The sequence below is a fragment of the Novosphingobium sp. SG707 genome (genome assembly GCF_012275515.1).
GTDB lineage: Bacteria > Pseudomonadota > Alphaproteobacteria > Sphingomonadales > Sphingomonadaceae > Novosphingobium.
This window is the reverse complement of sequence record NZ_JAAZQL010000005.1, coordinates 56,234-73,893: the sequence shown is the minus strand read 5'-3', so window position 1 is coordinate 73,893 and position 17,660 is coordinate 56,234. Positions and strand designations below refer to the sequence as shown.

The window sequence follows — 17,660 nt, the reverse complement described above, 5'->3', positions numbered from 1 at the left end:
CAAGGGGGAGCGATGCGCTCGATATAGGACTTAAGGATAATAAGGATAAGATTCCGCCGGGCGGAGGAGCGCGAAATTGACACTTGGCAAAGACGCAGGCACCCCTGATGCGCAAAAGGCCCCGCACAAGGCCGACAGGAGGCAGAACGGGTGGTAAAGGCGCGTTACGTCATAGGCTTGGGGCTGGTGCTGGCGGCGGGCGCGGCGGGTGTCTGGGCCTGGCGCGACCGGCCGTTGAGCGTGCAGGTGGCGCAGGCCCAGCTCGGCCCGGCCTCACAGCAGGTTTATGCCACCGGCTATGTCGAGGCTCAGCAGCCCGTTTCCGTCTCCTCGCGCATCACCGCCCCTGTGGCACGGGTGCTGGTGGATGAAGGCGTGGCGGTGAAACGCGGTCAGGCGCTGGTGCTGCTTGCCGATGATGAACAGCATGGCCTGCTCGATCAGGCCCGCGCCCAGCAGCGCGCCGCCGAGGTGATCGAGCGGCGCAATCTTGCCCTGTTCCGCGACGGGTGGGTGACGGCGGCCGCGCGCGACAATGCCACCACCGCCGCCGACGCCGCCCGCGCGGCCAGCGCGACCGCCCGCGCGCGGCTCGACCAACTGGTGGTGCGCGCCAATTCGGACGGCATCGTGACCAAGCGCGACGTCTATCCCGGCGATCTGGCGACACCGACCAAGGTCTTGTTTCAACTGGGCGATCCATCGCGCATCCGCATCACCGCCACGGTGGACGAGCGCGACATCACCCGCGTGGCCGTGGGACAAAAGGCGTTGATGTCCTCCGACGCGCTGCTTGGTGCGATCCCGGCGCATGTCTCCGAGGTGACACCCGGCGGCGATCCCACGGTGCGCGCCTTTCGCGTGCGCCTGTTGCCCGATACGGACGCGCCGCTGCCGATGGGGCTGACGCTGGAGGTCAATATCATCACCAGCGAGCGCAAGGCGGCGGTGCTGGTGCCGGCATCCGCGCTGGCGGGCGATGGGCGGCATGTCTGGGTGGTGGCGCAGGGCCGCGCGGCGTCGCGCACGATCACCAAGGGCGCCGACGGCACCAGCAAGGTCGAGATCACCAGCGGATTGCGCAGCGGTGAAACGGTCATCCTCAACCCGCCCGCTGATCTGGCGGAGGGGCAGCGCCTGCGTCCGGCACAGCCCTGATGCTGGCGCGCTTTTCCCTGCTGGTCCATATTGCCTCGCGCCATCTGATCGTGCGGCGGCGGCAAACGCTGGTGGCCACCAGCGGGGTCGCGGTGGGGGTGGGGTTCTTTCTGGCCGTGTCCGCGCTGATGGTGGGCAGCCAGAATGATTTCGTGCGGCAATTGATTGATGTCGCGCCCCACATCATCATCTCCGACGAATTGCGCAGCCCTCCGCCCCAGCCGGGAATCGCGGCCTATCCCGGCGGCGCGGTCCAGCTTCACGGCTATCGCATCCGCAACGAGGTGCGCGGATTGAAGGACTGGCAGCGGATTCTGGCCAGCGTCAATGCCATCCCCGGCGCGATCGGTTCGCCCAGCCTGTCGGGCGCGGTCACGCTGCGGCTGGGCGGGCGGGACGAGCCGCTGGCCATTGTCGGCATCGAGCCGGGGCTGGAGGCCAGGGTCAGTTCGATCAGCGACAAATTGCGCGCCGGGCATCTGGACGATCTGGAGCGGGTGCAGGGCGGGGTTATCCTCGGCGAGGAGCTGGCGCAAAGGCTGGGGCGGGGCATGGGCGATATCGTGCCCGCCACCGCCGCCAACGGCACCACACGGTCGCTGCGCATCGTTGCGCTGGTCAAAAAGGGCAACAGCCAGCTTGGCTCCTCCTCAGGCTACATGCTGCTGCGCGAGGCGCAGAGCCTGCTGGGGCGGCCCTTCATCATCAACCGGATCGGGGTAAAACTGGCCGATCCCTATGCCGCCGAGACAGTCGCGGCGGGGCTGGAGGCGCGCTATCGCTATAAGGCGCAGAGCTGGCAGGAGCGCAGCGCCGATTTCCTGTCCTTGCTGCTGACGCGCAATGTCATCATGTACACGGTGGTTTCGGCCATCCTGCTGGTGGCCAGTTTCGGCATCTACACCGCCGTATCGAACAGCGTGGCCGACAAGCGGCGCGACATTGCCATCCTGCGCTCGATGGGCTTTTCGCAGGGCGATCTGCAGATGGTCTTTGTGCTGGAGGGTATGGCGCTGGCGGTGATCGGCATTTTGCTGGGCTGGGCGCTGGGCTTTGGCCTGATGACCATTCTGGGCAGCCTTGAATTTCCCATCGGGGGCGAGATCCAGCACATGCCGCTCGACCGCTCGCCGCGCCAATATGCGATTGCGGCGGCGGCCTCGCTGGCGGCGGGCGTGCTGGCGGCGTGGCTGCCCGCACGCAAGGCCTCGCGGGTCGATCCGGTCGATATTCTGCGGGGGGCGGTATGACCGAACCGGTGTTGGTGGCGCGCCATCTGCGGCGCGAGCTGGACGGCGATCCGCCGCCCGTGCTGGTGGCGGACGCGGATCTGGCGGTGATGCCGGGGCGCTTTACCGCGATTGTCGGGCCGTCGGGCTGCGGCAAATCCTCGCTGCTCTATCTGCTGGGCCTGATCGACCGGCCAACGGGGGGGCAATTGCTGTTTGACGGGCGCGATCTGGCGCAAATGTCGGGCGATGAGCGCGCGGCGATCCGGCTCGAACATTTCGGCTTCGTGTTTCAGTTCCATTTCCTGCTGCCCGAATTTACCGCGCTGGAAAATGTCATGCTTCCGCTGCGCCGCCTCGGCCGCCTCTCGGCGCGCGAGGTTGAGGCGCGGGCGACCAGCCTGCTGGCTGATGTGGGCCTCGCGGAAAAGGGGTGGAAATTGCCCGAAAAACTTTCGGGCGGCGAAAGACAGCGCGTGGCCATCGCCCGCGCCCTGGCCAACAATCCGCGCCTTGTGCTGGGCGATGAACCCACCGGCAATCTCGACAGCGTCAATTCCGCCCGCGTGGTCGAACTGTTCCGCGCGCTGGCCCATGAACAGGGGCGCGCGGTGGTCTGCGTGACGCATGACATGGGAATCGCCGATCTGGCCGACATTCGCGTCTCCATGCTGGACGGGCGCGTGATCGAGGTGAGGGAACAAAACCCGCCCTCGTGAAATATGGAAGAAATATCCGGGCAAACGGCCCGGCCTACCGCCCTGAAAAGCCCTGCCCCACAGGCTTGCTCAGGAGATGCCCCATGCCGCGCTGGTTGCGCCACCTCTATGGTCGGATGGAAATTGCGATCCTTGACCATGGCCTGTACCGGCCCGGTCGGCTGTTGCTGGTCATGGTCGGCATTCTGGCGGTGCGCGGGCTGGGCGATGATATCTTTGCCGCCTTCAGCGGCGACCGGGATTCGATGTTCTTTCCCGCCAATGACCGCTATGCCGATTTCATCAAGGTGGCGCTGTCCTACAGCCATATTTTCACCGAAACGCTGGCCAGCAAGGCCTATCTCAACCACTGGCCCTATATTTTCCGGCTCTATCTGCTGGACAATCCCTATGACCTGTCGGCGCATAACCTGTCCTTGCCCGACGATCAGGCCGATGTGACCAACCTCCACCTGCCGCCCTTTGCCAGTGTGCTTTATCTTTCCTGCGCCCATCTGATCGCGGCCACCAATCCGCTGGTGGCAATGGCGGTGTTCTGGGGGCCCTATCTGATCGGAGGATGGGGCGTGGCGCGGATGGCGCGGGCGCATTTCGGGGTGTCGCGCCAATGCGGCTGGTTCATCCTGTTTGCCGCGCTGGCCTGCTATCCCGTGCTGTGGATGCTCTCGCGCGGCAATCTGGCGGGGGGCTATTCGGGCCTGCTCACGCTGGGCTGGCTGGCCACGGCCGTGTCGGGGCGAGGCCGCTGGGCGGGCTGGGTGATGCTGGCGCTCTCGGTCAATCTGCGGCCCGAACCGGCGCTGCTGGTGATGATCGAGCTGCTCGGCTCGGGCTCGCTCCGGGCACGGTTCTGCCGCATGGCGATTCCGGGCGCGATGAGCGTGGCGCTGGCCGCCATCGCCTTTCCCATCGCCCATGCGCTTTATCCGCTCTATACGCTGGACAATGTGCGGCGGGGTCTGCGGATCTATCATTACCGCTATATTGTCTCGGACATGGGCGATGAATGGAACGCCTCGCTGTTTCTGTGGGCGAAGGGCGTGCTGATGCTGATGGATGTGCGCCCGCGCTATAACGAAACACTGGCGCAGGCGCTGGAATTATGCGGCAGCGCGGCGCTCTTGCTGACGGTCTGGGGCGCATGGAAGCGGCGGATCGCCCTGCCGGTGCTGGTGTTTCTGCTCACGGCGCTGCCCGCGATGTTCGTGCCGGTCTATTCCTATTACCACATCGTGGCCTTTGTCGCGGTGCTCGCGCTGCTGGTGGCCGATCTTGAGCGCAATCCCCCTCGCCGCGGCGACCGGCGCCTGCCGCTGCTGATCGTCACGGTGCTGGTGATGTCGCCGCTGGGCGGGGCCTATTCCAACGGGCTGCTCGACAGCCTGCTGATGCTGGGGGGTACGCTTTATGGGCTGGCGCCGCTGGCGCGCGATGCGTTCCGGGCCTTGGGGGCCTCGCCTATTTCAGCCCCAGTTTCCTGATCGCGCGCCAGCCCAGCGCCTTGGCCTTGTTCTGCTCGGGCCAGCGGCCGGGGCGGCGCGGGTTCAGCCCCATGCCGCGCAGCACGCCGTTGAAGGCATGGGCGGCGGCCTCGTCATAAGACCATTGCGAGCGCCAGGTGATCGAGAGCGAGACGGAGACCTCCGGCCCGTTCTTCACGAAATGCGGCGCCATCACAGGGACCATCAGACCCTGACCCGGCGCCAGCGCGAAATCGCGGCCGCCGGGCAAAAGGTCATCGCTCCATTTCAATTCGCGCCCGCCGCCGGTGTGATAAACCTCATGCACGCGCGCGGGACTATAGGCTTCCTCGGCAGCGGGGAACTGGGTCATGACCTTGCTGCCCCGGATCTGCATCAGGATATTGTGTTCCGGGTCAAAGTGATAGGGCGTGACCGCATCGGGCGATGAGACAAAGACGAAGCCCTGCGGGTGATAGACCTTGCCGGTCTTGGGGAGAATCGCCCCTTCCAGCTCGCCGATCACATCGAGCAGCAGCGCGCGATAGGCGTCATCCTCCTCCAGATGCTTGATCGCCACCCAGCAGCCCGCGCTGTCGATCCGGCGCACCGCATCAGCGGCGCTGATCGAGGGCACGGGGGGCTTGCCGGTGATGCCGATGGGCTGTTTGGCATAGGCATATTCAACATTCCCGGCCGGCAGCCGCTCGATCAGCCGGGCCAGCGATTCCAGCTCCATCAAGGGATGGTCGCAAAGATTATGCTCCATCACATGCGGCACTTCGGGATAATTGGCGGCAAAAGTTTCGAAGGCACGCGGCGGCAAAAAAGACATCGGCCATGATTCCCCTGAATTTGCGCCCCGGTTTAGGCGCAGAATGCCAAGGAATGGCTAACGTCCGCGCCTCACCCCAGCGCGGCCTCGGGCGCCATGACGGCATAGCCCAGCGCCTCGGCCACGGCGGCATAGGTGATATGCCCATCCCACACGTTCAGTCCATGGCGCAGATGGGGATCGCGGCGCAGCGCCTCGCGCCAGCCCAGATTGGCCATCGCCAGCGTATGAGGCAGGGTCGCGTTGTTCAGCGCATAGGTGCTGGTGCGCGCCACGGCGCCGGGCATATTGGCCACCGCATAATGGACGATGCCATCGACGATATAGGTCGGGTCGGCATGGGTGGTGGCATGGCTGGTTTCAAAACAGCCGCCCTGATCGATGGCCACATCGACCAGCACCGCGCCCGGCTGCATGGTGGAGAGCATCGCGCGCGTCACCAGCTTGGGCGCCGCCGCGCCGGGGATCAGCACCGCCCCGATCACCAGATCCGCCCCTGCCACGGCCGCCGCCAGATTGGCGCGGCTGGAATACAGCGTTTTGGCCCGCGCACCGAAATGGGTAGAGAGCCGTTCGAGCACCGAGGGACTGCGGTCAAGGACCGTCACATCGGCGCAAAGGCCCACCGCCATTTCCGCCGCGTTGAACCCCACCACGCCGCCGCCGAGCACCACCACCCGCGCGGGCGCCACCCCCGGCACGCCGCCCAGCAAAACCCCGCGCCCACCATGCGCCTTTTCCAGCGCCGTGGCCCCGGCCTGGATCGCCATCCGCCCCGCCACCTGCGACATGGGCTTGAGCAAGGGCAGGCCGCCCTGCGCGTCCGTCACGGTTTCATAGGCGATGCAGACCGCGCGCGATTGGACAAGATCGGCCGTCTGCGCCGGATCGGGGGCCAGATGGAGATAGGTGAAGAGCACCTGCCCCTCGCGCAGCATGGCCCGCTCGACCGCCTGCGGCTCCTTGACCTTGACCACCATATCGGCGCGGGAAAATATTTCGGCAGCGGTGGGGACAATTTGCGCGCCGGACGCCGCGTAATCGGCATCACCGGCGCCAATACCAAGGCCCGCGCCCACCTCGACCAGCACTGTGTGGCCATGGGCGGTCAGCTCGTAAACGCTCTCCGGGGTCAGGCCAACACGGTATTCGTGGTTCTTGATCTCTTTGACAGTGCCGACAATCATGGGAGGGACTCCTTGATGGTTCGGTTTAGATGGGGAGGAGAAGGGGAAATGCGAGGGTCTAGACCCTCGCGCTCCCGATACTGTCTGCGTTGCGCGAGGGGTTCGGCGGAAGGGTGTCGGACGCGATGGCTGAATTGTTAAAGCCTGCGGCGCCTTTAGCGCAGCCTTCCCGCGCCGCAGGCTTTAAAAACCACCCAACGCCACCAACCTGCCCCCACCCCATTAAAGGGATTTCAAAGGGCCCCCGCCCTTTGCCCGCCGGAGGCATAAAACCATAAAACCCACAAACCTTACCCCACCCCCGCCAACCACTCCGCAATCATCGCCCGCCCGGCTGCCACGGCCTTAGGCCCCAGCTCGGCATGGGCCGCGCGCAGGTCCGCCTCGGTCCCGCCCGCCTCGACCACGCTTTCGGGCCATTGCGCGATCCAAGCGTCAAAGCGCGGGTCCATGCCCATTTCGGCGTGGAATTGCAGAGCGAGAATGTTGCGCCCGCGACGAAAGGCCTGATGGTCATAGACATGGCTGGCGGCCAGCAGTTCGACGCCTTCGGGGCGAGTGAAGGTATCGCCGTGCCAGTGCAGCACCGGAACGCCTTCGATATGGCGCAGCGGGCTGTCCTTGGCGTGGACGTGGACGGGGTGGAAGCCCACTTCCTTGCGCGGGCCGGGATAGACCTCGGCCCCCAGCGCCGCCGCCATCATCTGCGCGCCAAAGCATACGCCCAGCGTTGGCCGATCCGCCTCCAGCCGCATGGCAAGGCGGCGCATCTGACAGCGGATCCACGGGTGCTGTTCCTGTTCATAGACGCCCATCGGGCCGCCCATCATGATCAGCAGGTCCGGCTCACGCAGGTCCAGCGAGGAGAAGGCGGGATCGGCCACATCGATGCGATCCACTTCATATCCCGCCGCCTCGATCGGGGCGCGATAGCCCGCCACGCCCTCATAGGGGACGTGGCGGATGATAAGGGCTTTCTTCATCTTGGCCTTAGGGTTCGGGCAGGAAATCCGGCACCGAGAGATAGCGCTCGCCGGTGTCATAGTTGAAGCCGAGGACGCGGCTGCCCGCGGGCAGTTCCTTCAGCTTCTGCGCGATGGCGGCCAGCGTGGCGCCGCTGGAAATGCCCACCAGAATGCCTTCCTCGCGGGCCGAGCGGCGCGCCCATTCCTTGGCATCGGCCGGGTCGACCTGAATCACGCCATCGATGCTGGCCGTGTGCAGGTTGGCCGGGATAAAGCCGGCGCCAATGCCCTGAATCGGGTGGGGCGCAGGCTGTCCGCCGCTGATGACGGGCGAGAGGGTAGGCTCTACGGCATAGGCTTTGAGGCCCGGCCACACAGGCTTGAGCGCCTCGGCAACGCCCGTCAGGTGGCCGCCGGTGCCGACGCCGGTGATGACCGCATCAATCGGCGTATCGGCGAAATCGGCCAGGATTTCCTGCGCGGTGGTGCGGGCGTGAACGGCGGGGTTGGCGCCATTTTCAAACTGCTGCGGGATCCATGCGCCGGGGATTTCGGCGGCCAGTTCCTTGGCGCGCTCGATCGCGCCCTTCATGCCCTTTTCGCGCGGGGTCAGATCGAACGAGGCGCCATAGGCCAGCATCAGGCGGCGGCGCTCGATGCTCATGCTTTCGGGCATGACGAGGATCAGCTTGTAGCCCTTGACCGCCGCGACCAGCGCAAGGCCGATGCCGGTGTTGCCGCTGGTGGGCTCGATGATCGTGCCGCCGGGCGAAAGGGTGCCATCGGCCTCGGCCGCCTCGATCATGGCCAGCGCGATGCGGTCCTTGATCGAACCGCCGGGGTTGCCGCGCTCGCTCTTTACCCAGACCTCGTGATCGGGAAACAGGCGCGAAAGGCGCACATGGGGCGTTCCGCCAATGGTTGCGAGAATCGAATCGGCCTTCATCGGTCTTGCCTTTCCTCTTGTTGGCGCCGCTCCGCCGCGCCGGATCTTCTGGCGCTCAAGCCATGGACCGGTTCTGATTAATCCTCAATGACAACTAATCCAGTAGAGTTTTCTTGTCGGCGCACAAATCCCGCTTTATCCCTCTGGATGAACCGGGATTTGCTTCCTATCTTGGGGCTTCCTATCTCCTTCCCCCCAATCAGGAATCATCCCCGCATGGATTATCGCCCGCTTGGCACCACTGGCCTTTCGGTCAGCGCCGTCTGCCTTGGCACCATGACCTTCGGTTCGCAGAATACGCAGGCCGAGGCCCATGAGCAGATCGAGGTCGCGCTGGATCACGGCATCAATTTCATCGACACCGCCGAAATGTATCCCGTCACCCCGGTCAGCCCCGAAACCTTTGGCCGGACCGAGGAGATGATCGGCGCATGGATCGCCCAATCGGGCCGCCGCGACAAAATCGTGCTGGCCAGCAAAGTGTCCGGCCCGGCGCGCCATTTCCCGCTGCGCGGCGGCAACAACAGCCTTGACCGGCGCAATATCGAACTGGCCATCGACGACAGCCTGCGGCGGCTTCAGACCGATTATCTCGATCTCTATCAACTGCACTGGCCCGACCGGGGCGTGCCGATGTTTGGCGGGCGCGGGCTGCAATCGCTGAATGACCGCGCCGATGCCGCGCCGTTGGAGGAAAGCATTTCGGCGCTGAAGGATCTGGTCAAGGCAGGCAAGATCCGCGCCTTTGGCGTGTCGAACGAGACGCCATGGGGCGTGTCCGAGGCGCTGCGCCTGCACCGCGACAAGGGCCTGCCGCGCGTGGCTTCGATCCAGAATGGGTATAACCTTCTGAACCGTGTGTTCGAAATGGGCCTGTCGGAATTTGCCCTGCGCGAAGGGGTGGGCCTGCTGGCCTACTCGCCGCTGGCCGCCGGGCATCTGTCGGGCAAATATCTGGGCGGCGTGGTGCCCAAGGGTTCGCGCGTCGATGTGGCCAAGCAGTTCACCCGCTATTTCACCGTCAACCAGCAGCAGGCAGCCGCGCGCTATATTGCCGTGGCGCAGGCTTTCGGCCTGTCACCCGAGCAACTGGCGCTGGGCTTTGTTTACAGCCGTCCGTTTGTCACCAGCTCGATCATCGGGGCCACCAGCGTCGAACAGCTCAAGATCGACATCGCCGCCAGCCTCACCCCCATCCCGGAGGAAGCGCTGACGGCGATCAACGAGGTGTACAACCTGTACCCGGATCCGTGCCCTTAATTCAGGGCCTTAATAGGAAATATCGTAAGCCGGGGGCGGCGGAGGCACGAAATGGCCGCCATGATAGACCCACCAGGTCAAGCCCCCGGCCAGCACCAGCGCCAGCGCCAAACGCCACAGCGGCGCGCCCTTGGGCTGGGCCACGGGTTCTTCATAGGTCTTCTTGCCCGTCACCATCGGAGGCACCAGCCGCTCCTTCTTGGCCACGGCGTAATAGATGATCGCACCCAAATGGACGACCACCATCAGCACGATCAGGTTGAACCCGACCTCGTGCAATTCGGTCAGCGTTTCGGCCAGATCGGACCCCACCCAGTAATTGAGCGGCCCCGAATAGGTGGCATCGGTGTCGGTGGCGAACAGGCCCAGCGTGACCTGCGCCGCCATCAACCCCAGCAGGCCCAGCACCGAAAGCGCGCCCAGCGGATTATGGCCGATCACCGGGCCGCCATCGGCCCCACGCCCGCTGCGCAGATAGGCCCGGATCGCGCCCGGCCCCTTCACGAAACTGGTGAAACGCGTAGGTTCGCTGCCCAAAAAGCCCCAGAGGATGCGAAAGCCCACGATGAACACCAGCGCCAGCCCCAACTTGATATGCAGGTCCATCTTGCCGGTTTTATACGTGGCCCACATCGCGGGCACGAGCAGCACCACGCTCCAGTGAAACAGGCGCACCGGCAGATCCCATAGCCGGATGGTGCGCGACTTGTTCTGATCCATATCGGACCCCCCAATCAAAAAGAGCGCCCGACTTTGGCCGGGCGCTCCAGAATTTCAATACAAAAGGACCGATCAGTCCTTGTTCTTGAACTTTTCGTGGCAACCCTTGCAGGTGCCGCCCAGCGCGCCCATCGCCTTGCCGGCCGCGGCCAGATCGCCCGAGTCAGCGGCGATCTTGAAACCCTTGGCGGCGGCCGAGAAATCAGCAGCGGCCTTCTTGAAGCCGGCCTGATCGCTCCAGATTTCGGCCTTGGCGGCGGTCTTCACGCCCGCTTCCGCGCCGGTGCCCTTGGGGAACCAGGTGCCCAGCTTGTCGGCATAACCGGCAACGGTGGCGGCGCTGGCCTTGATGACGGCGGCATCGGGGTTGCCCGACTTGAACGAGTCGCCCGCGCCCTTCATCGCCTTGCCCATTTCCTTGAGCGACTTCTGGCGCGCCTCGATCGTCTGGGCGGGCGATGCCGCCTGAGCCGCCACAGCCACGCCCAGCGCGAGCGCACCAATCATCATCGAAATCTTGCGCATAAATTCTCCCGATCTCTTTCGGGCACAGCGCAAGAGCCGCCCCCGACCAGCCTTAGGGGTCGCTTTTGGCCATGGTAAAGTCAAGTCTTCGAATGTCGTCAAATGTATTGAAACTGGCGATCCTCACTTGAGCTTCACGCCGGGCACATCCTCGGGCAGGGGGATGAACTCATCATCGCCGGGCACCGGGCCAAAGCGGCCCTCGCGCCAGTCCTGCTTGGCCTGTTCGATGCGGTCGGCGCGGCTGGAGACGAAGTTCCAGTAAACATAGCGTTTTTCGGCAAAAGGCTCGCCCCCGATCAGGAAAATGCGGGCGCCGTTCGCGCTGGAGATCACCACCTCGGCGCCAGGCTTGAAGATGATGAGCTGGCTGGTGGCAAAAACGCCCTCCTGCCCCTCGACGACAACCTCGCCGTTCACGACATAGGCGGCGCGCTCGACATGATCAGCGGCAAGGCGATAGCGTCCGCCCGGCGAGAGGACCAGATCGCCGCACAGCACATCGGAATAGGTTTTGACCGGCGAGACCAGCCCATCGATCTGCCCGGCAATCACCGAGAGATGGAAACCCTTGTCGCCATCGCGCGGCATGCCGCCCGCGCCATAGTGGAAGAATTCCGGCGCGGTTTCCTCATATTGCGTGGGCAGCGCCAGCCAGGTCTGGAGGCCGAACAGCCCGCCCTGCTGACCGCGCAGCCCTTCCGGGGTGCGCTCGGAATGGACGATACCCTGCCCCGCCGTCATCCAATTGACCGCGCCCGGCTCGATCACCTGCTCGCTGCCCAGCGAGTCCTTGTGCATGATCGCCCCGTCCAGCAGATAGGTCAGCGTGGCAAGGCCGATATGCGGATGGGGGCGCACGTCCAATGCCTGACCGGGGGTAAAGGCCACCGGCCCCATCTGATCCAGAAAGATGAAAGGCCCCACCATCCGCCGCCCCGCATTGGGCAAGGCGCGGCGGACATTGAACCCATCGCCCAGATCGCGCAGGGGGGGCACGATCATCATCTCGACAGGGCTGTTGACGGCAAAATCAGTCATGGGACATCTCCTTCTTTCCGGGCGCTTTATGCGGTTTCGACCAGCACGATTTCGGCATCATCCAGGGCGGTGATACGCAGATTTTCCTCATCGGCAATGGCCACACCATCGCGCGGCTGGGCGGCGATGCCATTGACCTCGATCCGGCCCGTGGCCGAGACCAGATAACCCTTGCGCTGTGCGCCCAGCGGGTAGTCCACGCTCTCGCCCGCGCGGATCGTCGCGCCCAGAACGCGCCCTTCGGTGCGGATCGGCAAGGCATCGGCATCATCGCCATAACCGCTGGCCAACACGACCATCTGCCCGGCGCGTTCGCCGCGCGGGAATTGCTTGGCGCCCCAGCTTGGCGCGCCGCCGCGCGTGGTGGGCTGGATCCAGATCTGGAACAGCGTGGTCACCTCGTCCTCAAGGTTGTATTCGGCGTGCGTAATGCCTTCGCCCGCGCTCATCACCTGAACGTCGCCCGCCGCGGTGCGGCCGGTGTTGCCCAGGCTGTCCTTATGCGTGATCGCCCCGGTGCGGACATAGGTGATGATTTCCATGTCGCGATGCGGGTGGGGCGGAAAGCCCGACTTGGGGGCGATCGTGTCATCGTTCCACACGCGCAGAGGGCCCCACTGCATACGGGCGGGGTTGTAATAATCGGCAAAGGAAAAGTGGTGATTGGCGTCTAGCCAGCCATGATTGGCATGGCCAAGGCCGGCAAAGGGGCGAAGTTCGATCATCGGCTTTCTCCAGTGCGCCGCTGTATGGATACGCGGCTGCTGGGGCCAAGATAGGGATTGCGCCGCGCAAAGAAATGGCAATGATGGAAAAGCATCGGTGAAAGGATTTTACCAATGAGCTTGCCCGATCTTGAGGCATGGGCGATCTTTGCCAAGGTGGTCGAGCATGGATCGTTTGCCGGGGCGGCCCAAGCCTTGGGCCTGTCCAAACCCACCGTGTCCAAGGCGATGACCCGGCTGGAAATGCGGCTTGGCGTGCCGCTGCTGCATCGCACCTCGCGCCGTCTTGCGCTGACCGAGAGCGGCAAGGGCGTGCTGGACCGCGCGCGCCGCATCCTGTCCGATGGCGAAGCGGCCGAGGCCGAAGCCAGCGCGCAAGGGCTCACCCCGCGCGGCACGGTGCGCCTCGCCGTGCCGATGAGCTTTGGCCTGCGCCATGTCGCGCCGATCCTGCCCGAATTCATGGCGGCCTACCCGCAGGTTCACGTCGATCTCGACCTGTCCGACGCGCTGGTCGATGTGGTGGGAGGCGGGCATGATGTGGTGCTGCGCATCGCGGGGCTGGAGGACAGTTCGCTGCGCGCGCGCCGCCTGTGCAAGGTGCGCCGACCGCTGGTGGCCAGCCCCGGTTTTTTGGCGGAACACGGCGCGCCGGGCCATCCGCGCGATCTGGCCGCCCTGCCCGCGCTGCTCTACTCCAACCTTGCCGCGCCGGGAGTCTGGCGGTTCTCCCATGCCAGTCAGGGCGATTATATCGTCACCGTCGAAGGGTGCCTGTCCGCCAACAATGCCGATGCCCTCACCCCGGCGCTACTGGCTGGCAAAGGCATGGCGCTCCAGCCCGACTTCATGGTCTGGGAACATCTGGCCAGCGGGGCGCTGGTCGAAATTCTGCCAGAGTGGCGCATTCCCGATATCGCGCTCCATCTGGTGACGCCGCCCGGCGCGCTGCGGCCTGCCCGGGTGGTGGCGCTGATCGAGTTTCTGGCGGCGAGGCTGGCGGGGGCGGAGTGGGCCAGGGATTGAGGGAGTTTTAGATGCGAGGGTCTAGACCCTCGCGCTCCCGTTACTGTCTGCGTTGCGCCATGGGTTCGACGCCCGGTGTCGGACGCATCGTTTGAATTTTAAAGCCTGCGGCGCCTTTAACGCAGGCTCTCCGCGCCGCAGGCTTTAAAAACCTCCCACCCTCTCAAACCCACCCCCATTTATGGGATTGCAAAGGGACGAGTCCCTTTGCCCGCCGGAGGCATAAATCCCTAACTCTCCGCCAACCCAAACGGCGCCGCCCCCCGCCGATAATCCTCGGCCATCACCTCACGCCCGATCGGCGGCAAGGCCCGCGCCGCACAATCCGGGCGATGACACAAACGACACGACACCCCGATAGGCGCGGCCTCCACCCGGCGCGGATCGGCCCCTTCGGCATAGATCAGGCGAGGCGCATGCTCGGCGGCGCAGGCAAGGGCAACGGCGCGCAGGATCCGGGGCTGGCGGTATCCGCCGCCGCCCGATTCGACGGTGCGGGCGATGGAGAAGAAGCGCTGCCCATCGGGCAGTTCGAGCCATTGCGTGTGGACGCGGCCCGGCGCGGCGAAGGCATCGTGGACGTTCCAGAGCGGGCATCCACCACCATGCGAGGCAAAGGGGAAACCCGCGCCGTCGAGCCGTTTCGAGATATTCCCCGCCGCATCGAGGCGCAGGAAGAAGAAGGGCACCTTTTCCGCATTGGGCTTGTGCAGCGTGGTCATGCGGTGGGCGGTCTGTTCAAAGCTGGTGCCGAACAGGCGGGCGACGGCCTCGATATCATAGCGCCGCTCCTCGACCGCGCGAGCGAAGGCGTCATAGGGCATCAGAATGGCCGCCGCGACATAGCCCGCCAACGCGCGGCGGACGAGGTTCGATGTGGTCTGGCTGGCGAACCCGCCCTCGCGGGTCAGGGCGTTGATGTCGCCCCGGCATTCCTGATAGGCCACCTGCAGCGCCGCCTGAAACCGCGCAGTATTGGCCGAGAGCGTATCGACCAGCAGCAATTGCTGATTGTGCCGGTCAAAGCGGCGGATCGCGCCCATCATCACATGGTCGGGCAGGCTGCGGGTGCGGATGCCGTGGCGCTGGGCAAGGTACGCTTTGGGATCGCCCGCTTCGGCCACGAGGGCGGCGATGCCCTCGGCGCGCGCGTCGAGCGAGGGGAACCAGTTGCGGCGGGAGGAGATAAAGCGCCGAGCCTCGGCCACGGGGTCGGGCGTCTGGCTGCCCCCGCCCGCCGAGAGGTCGGCCAGCGCGGCCTGTTCGCGCGTATAAGCGCCGTGGAGCCGCAGCAAAGCCTCTGAAATGCCGGGGAAAGAGGTGGCCAGATCGGCAACCTCCAGCGCGGGCAGGTCAATATCGGCAAAAATCGGATCGCGCAGGACGTCCTGCAACCGGCGGCCGTAATCGGCGCCCTCATCCCCGCCCAGATCGTCGAGATCAAGTCGATAGGCACGTGCGAGTCGCAGCACGAGATCGGCGGTAAAGGGCCGCTGGTTGCGTTCGAGCAGGGCGACATAGGAGGGCGAGATTTCAAGATCGGCCGCCATCGCCTGCTGCGTCAGCCCCAGTTCGCGGCGCAGGCGTTTGAGGCGCGGCCCCATATACAAGGGTTTCGGTCCGGACATGGCGGCATCCTCTCATGGCTGTCTTGTCATGTCTATACAACTTTACAGACAAAAGATGTAAAGTTTTACAGCCGCACTTCGCCGTGAATTTTCTTCGGCCCGGCCCCGGCATAAACAGGCTTCAACAACGCAGATGCCCGGCAATTGATGGGCGCGTTACACCCAGCGGGAGTTGAAGCCATGACGTACCAGTCCACCATCGCCGAAGCCAACACGGCCATTGGTCCTAACACCGACACATGGAACGGCATCGACGCGGCCAATGTGGCCCGCATGCGCCTGCAGAACCGTTTCCGCACCGGCCTTGATATTGCGCGCTATACCGCCAAGATCATGCGTCAGGACATGGCCGCCTATGACGCCGACCCTGCCAATTACACCCAGTCGCTGGGCTGCTGGCACGGCTTCATCGGTCAGCAGAAGCTCATTTCGATCAAGAAGCATTTCGGCAGCACCAAGGGCCGCTACCTCTATCTTTCGGGCTGGATGGTTGCGGCGCTGCGCAGCGAATTCGGGCCGCTGCCCGATCAGTCGATGCATGAAAAGACCAGCGTGTCGGATCTGATCGAGGAACTTTACACCTTCCTGCGTCAGGCCGACGCCCGCGAGCTGGGCGGTCTGTTCCGCGAACTCGACGCGGCGAAAGCGGCCGGCGATGCGGTCAATACCCATCGTCTCCTGCACAAGATCGACGAGTTCCAGACGCATATCGTGCCGATCATCGCCGACATTGACGCCGGTTTCGGCAATGCCGAAGCCACCTATCTGCTGGCCAAGAAGTTCATCGAGGCGGGCGCCTGCTGCATCCAGATCGAAAATCAGGTTTCGGATGAAAAGCAGTGCGGCCACCAGGACGGCAAGGTCACCGTTCCGCACGAAGACTTCCTCGCGAAGATCCGCGCGGTGCGTTACGCCTTCCTCGAACTGGGCGTTGACGATGGTGTGATCGTGGCCCGCACGGACTCGCTGGGCGCGGGGCTGACCAAGCAGATTGCCTATGTCCGCGAAAAGGGCGACATCGGCGATCAGTACAACAGCTTCCTCGACTGCGATGAAGTGACCGCCGATCAGATCACCCACGGCGACGTGCTGATCACCCGCGACGGCAAGCTGATGCGTCCCAAGCGCCTGCCCTCCAACCTGTTCCAGTTCCGCACTGGCACCGGGGAAGACCGCTGCGTTCTCGACTGCATCACCTCGCTTCAGAACGGCGCGGACCTGCTGTGGATCGAAACCGAAAAGCCGCATATCGGCCAGATCGGCGGCATGGTCAGCCGTATCCGCGAGGTGATCCCGAATGCCAAGCTGGTGTATAACAACAGCCCCTCGTTCAACTGGACGCTGAACTTCCGCCAGCAGGTGTTCGACGCCTGGGTCGAAGCGGGCAAGGATGTGTCGGCCTATGACCGCGCCCGTTTGATGAGCGTCGATTATGACGCCACCGAACTGGCCATCGAAGCCGACGAACGCATCCGCACCTTCCAGCGGGATGCGGCGGCTCAGGCGGGGATTTTCCACCACCTGATCACCCTGCCCACCTATCACACGGCGGCGCTCAGCACCGACAATCTGGCGAAGGAATACTTCGGCGAGGCCGGTATGCTGGGTTACGTCAAGAGCGTGCAGCGTCAGGAAATCCGTCAGGGCATCGCCTGCGTCAAGCACCAGAACATGTCGGGCAGCGACATTGGCGACGATCACAAGGAATATTTCTCGGGCGAAGCCGCGCTCAAGGCCGGTGGTGTCCACAACACGATGAACCAGTTCGCGGCATAAAGTCGCAGGGGAACCAGTTCGCGGCATAAAGCCGCAGGGGAACCAGTTCGCGGCGTAAAACTCCGCAGGGGCGGCCTCAGTAGGCCGGGGCCGCCCTACTTTTTGATTACCAACCCTTCTTGCATGAGGAGAAAGACGATGACGACCCAAGTTCGCGAACCCGCCCGCGCCCGCGCCGTCCTCTCGACCGAGGACTTCCGGCTCTTGCAGGAAGCGGTACTGTTCTATCTGCGCGCCCATGAGGATGCACCGGGAACCGCCAAGTTCTCGAACCTGTATCACCGGCTGGGCAGCGTGACGCGCCGATAAGAACAACAGACACAAGTTTCGTTTAGACTCCTGGGGAGGAGTTGACTTGAGGCCCGCCGGAGCGATCCGGCGGGCCTTCCTTTGCCCGGACCGCGCCTTACTTTCATCTTTGTCAATTACGCGCATGCTGATACACAACCGCCCGTCACAG

General features: G+C 64.6%; 17 protein-coding genes. 8 read left to right on the top strand and 9 right to left on the bottom strand.

What is annotated here, in order from left to right; all coding sequences use genetic code 11:
* Positions 1–150 precede the first annotated feature (150 nt).
* The 4 genes from FHW92_RS15515 to FHW92_RS15500 all read left to right on the top strand — a co-directional run bounded on the left by FHW92_RS15515 (position 151) and on the right by FHW92_RS15500 (position 4,587).
* The gene (locus FHW92_RS15515; protein ID WP_168604194.1) at positions 151–1,158 is read left to right on the top strand and encodes an efflux RND transporter periplasmic adaptor subunit; all 1,008 of its coding nucleotides are present in this window, start codon (positions 151–153) and stop codon (positions 1,156–1,158) included.
* Positions 1,158–2,408 (top strand): ABC transporter permease, encoded by a 1,251-nt coding sequence (locus tag FHW92_RS15510; RefSeq protein ID WP_168604193.1) that lies wholly within the window; start codon positions 1,158–1,160, stop codon positions 2,406–2,408. The genes FHW92_RS15515 and FHW92_RS15510 overlap by 1 nt, the downstream gene beginning before the upstream one ends.
* The gene (locus tag FHW92_RS15505) at positions 2,405–3,106 is read left to right on the top strand and encodes an ABC transporter ATP-binding protein (protein ID WP_168604192.1); all 702 of its coding nucleotides are present in this window, start codon (positions 2,405–2,407) and stop codon (positions 3,104–3,106) included. The genes FHW92_RS15510 and FHW92_RS15505 overlap by 4 nt, the downstream gene beginning before the upstream one ends.
* Positions 3,107–3,189: 83 nt before the next feature.
* On the top strand, positions 3,190–4,587 hold the full coding sequence (locus FHW92_RS15500; protein ID WP_168604191.1) for a hypothetical protein: 1,398 nt from the start codon (positions 3,190–3,192) through the stop codon (positions 4,585–4,587).
* Here the strand turns inward: FHW92_RS15500 and FHW92_RS15495 are convergent.
* From FHW92_RS15495 to cysK, 4 genes are all read right to left on the bottom strand, one after another.
* Entirely contained in the window at positions 4,565–5,401 is an 837-nt protein-coding gene (locus tag FHW92_RS15495; RefSeq protein ID WP_168604190.1) for a transcriptional regulator, read from the bottom strand. The genes FHW92_RS15500 and FHW92_RS15495 overlap by 23 nt on opposite strands.
* Positions 5,402–5,472: 71 nt before the next feature.
* A complete protein-coding gene (ald, locus tag FHW92_RS15490; RefSeq protein ID WP_168604189.1) occupies positions 5,473–6,588 on the bottom strand; it encodes an alanine dehydrogenase in 1,116 nt (371 codons plus the stop codon).
* A 290-nt stretch (positions 6,589–6,878) separates the two neighbouring features.
* Positions 6,879–7,571 (bottom strand): glutamine amidotransferase, encoded by a 693-nt coding sequence (locus FHW92_RS15485; RefSeq protein ID WP_168604188.1) that lies wholly within the window; start codon positions 7,569–7,571, stop codon positions 6,879–6,881.
* Positions 7,572–7,578: 7 nt separating this feature from the next.
* The gene (cysK, locus tag FHW92_RS15480; RefSeq protein WP_168604187.1) at positions 7,579–8,499 is read right to left on the bottom strand and encodes a cysteine synthase A; all 921 of its coding nucleotides are present in this window, start codon (positions 8,497–8,499) and stop codon (positions 7,579–7,581) included.
* A gap of 216 nt (positions 8,500–8,715) precedes the next feature.
* On the opposite strand from cysK, the gene FHW92_RS15475 reads away from it, so the two are divergent.
* A complete protein-coding gene (locus FHW92_RS15475; protein WP_168604186.1) occupies positions 8,716–9,759 on the top strand; it encodes an aldo/keto reductase in 1,044 nt (347 codons plus the stop codon).
* 9 nt (positions 9,760–9,768) lie between these two features.
* Here the strand turns inward: FHW92_RS15475 and FHW92_RS15470 are convergent, their stop codons facing one another.
* The 4 genes from FHW92_RS15470 to FHW92_RS15455 all read right to left on the bottom strand — a co-directional run bounded on the left by FHW92_RS15470 (position 9,769) and on the right by FHW92_RS15455 (position 12,770).
* A complete protein-coding gene (locus tag FHW92_RS15470; protein WP_168604185.1) occupies positions 9,769–10,479 on the bottom strand; it encodes a cytochrome b/b6 domain-containing protein in 711 nt (236 codons plus the stop codon).
* Between the two features lie 72 nt (positions 10,480–10,551).
* Complete coding sequence (locus FHW92_RS15465) at positions 10,552–11,004, bottom strand: cytochrome c (RefSeq protein ID WP_168604184.1); 453 nt, start codon at positions 11,002–11,004, stop codon at positions 10,552–10,554.
* A 123-nt stretch (positions 11,005–11,127) separates the two neighbouring features.
* Complete coding sequence (locus FHW92_RS15460; protein WP_168604183.1) at positions 11,128–12,045, bottom strand: pirin family protein; 918 nt, start codon at positions 12,043–12,045, stop codon at positions 11,128–11,130.
* Between the two features lie 26 nt (positions 12,046–12,071).
* Positions 12,072–12,770, bottom strand: a complete 699-nt coding sequence (locus FHW92_RS15455; RefSeq protein ID WP_168604182.1) for a pirin family protein — start codon at positions 12,768–12,770, stop codon at positions 12,072–12,074.
* A 114-nt stretch (positions 12,771–12,884) separates the two neighbouring features.
* On the opposite strand from FHW92_RS15455, the gene FHW92_RS15450 reads away from it, so the two are divergent.
* Positions 12,885–13,796, top strand: coding sequence for a LysR family transcriptional regulator (locus tag FHW92_RS15450; RefSeq protein ID WP_168604181.1), 912 nt, complete (start codon positions 12,885–12,887; stop codon positions 13,794–13,796).
* Positions 13,797–14,026: 230 nt separating this feature from the next.
* On the opposite strand, the gene FHW92_RS15445 is transcribed toward FHW92_RS15450, so the two are convergent.
* The gene (locus FHW92_RS15445; RefSeq protein WP_168604180.1) at positions 14,027–15,424 is read right to left on the bottom strand and encodes a helix-turn-helix transcriptional regulator; all 1,398 of its coding nucleotides are present in this window, start codon (positions 15,422–15,424) and stop codon (positions 14,027–14,029) included.
* 180 nt (positions 15,425–15,604) lie between these two features.
* Here FHW92_RS15445 and FHW92_RS15440 point away from each other — a divergent pair, with 180 nt between their 5' ends.
* On the top strand, positions 15,605–17,200 hold the full coding sequence (locus FHW92_RS15440; RefSeq protein WP_168604179.1) for an isocitrate lyase: 1,596 nt from the start codon (positions 15,605–15,607) through the stop codon (positions 17,198–17,200).
* A gap of 138 nt (positions 17,201–17,338) precedes the next feature.
* Entirely contained in the window at positions 17,339–17,509 is a 171-nt protein-coding gene (locus FHW92_RS15435) for a hypothetical protein (RefSeq protein ID WP_168604178.1), read from the top strand.
* The last annotated feature ends 151 nt before the right edge of the window (positions 17,510–17,660 follow it).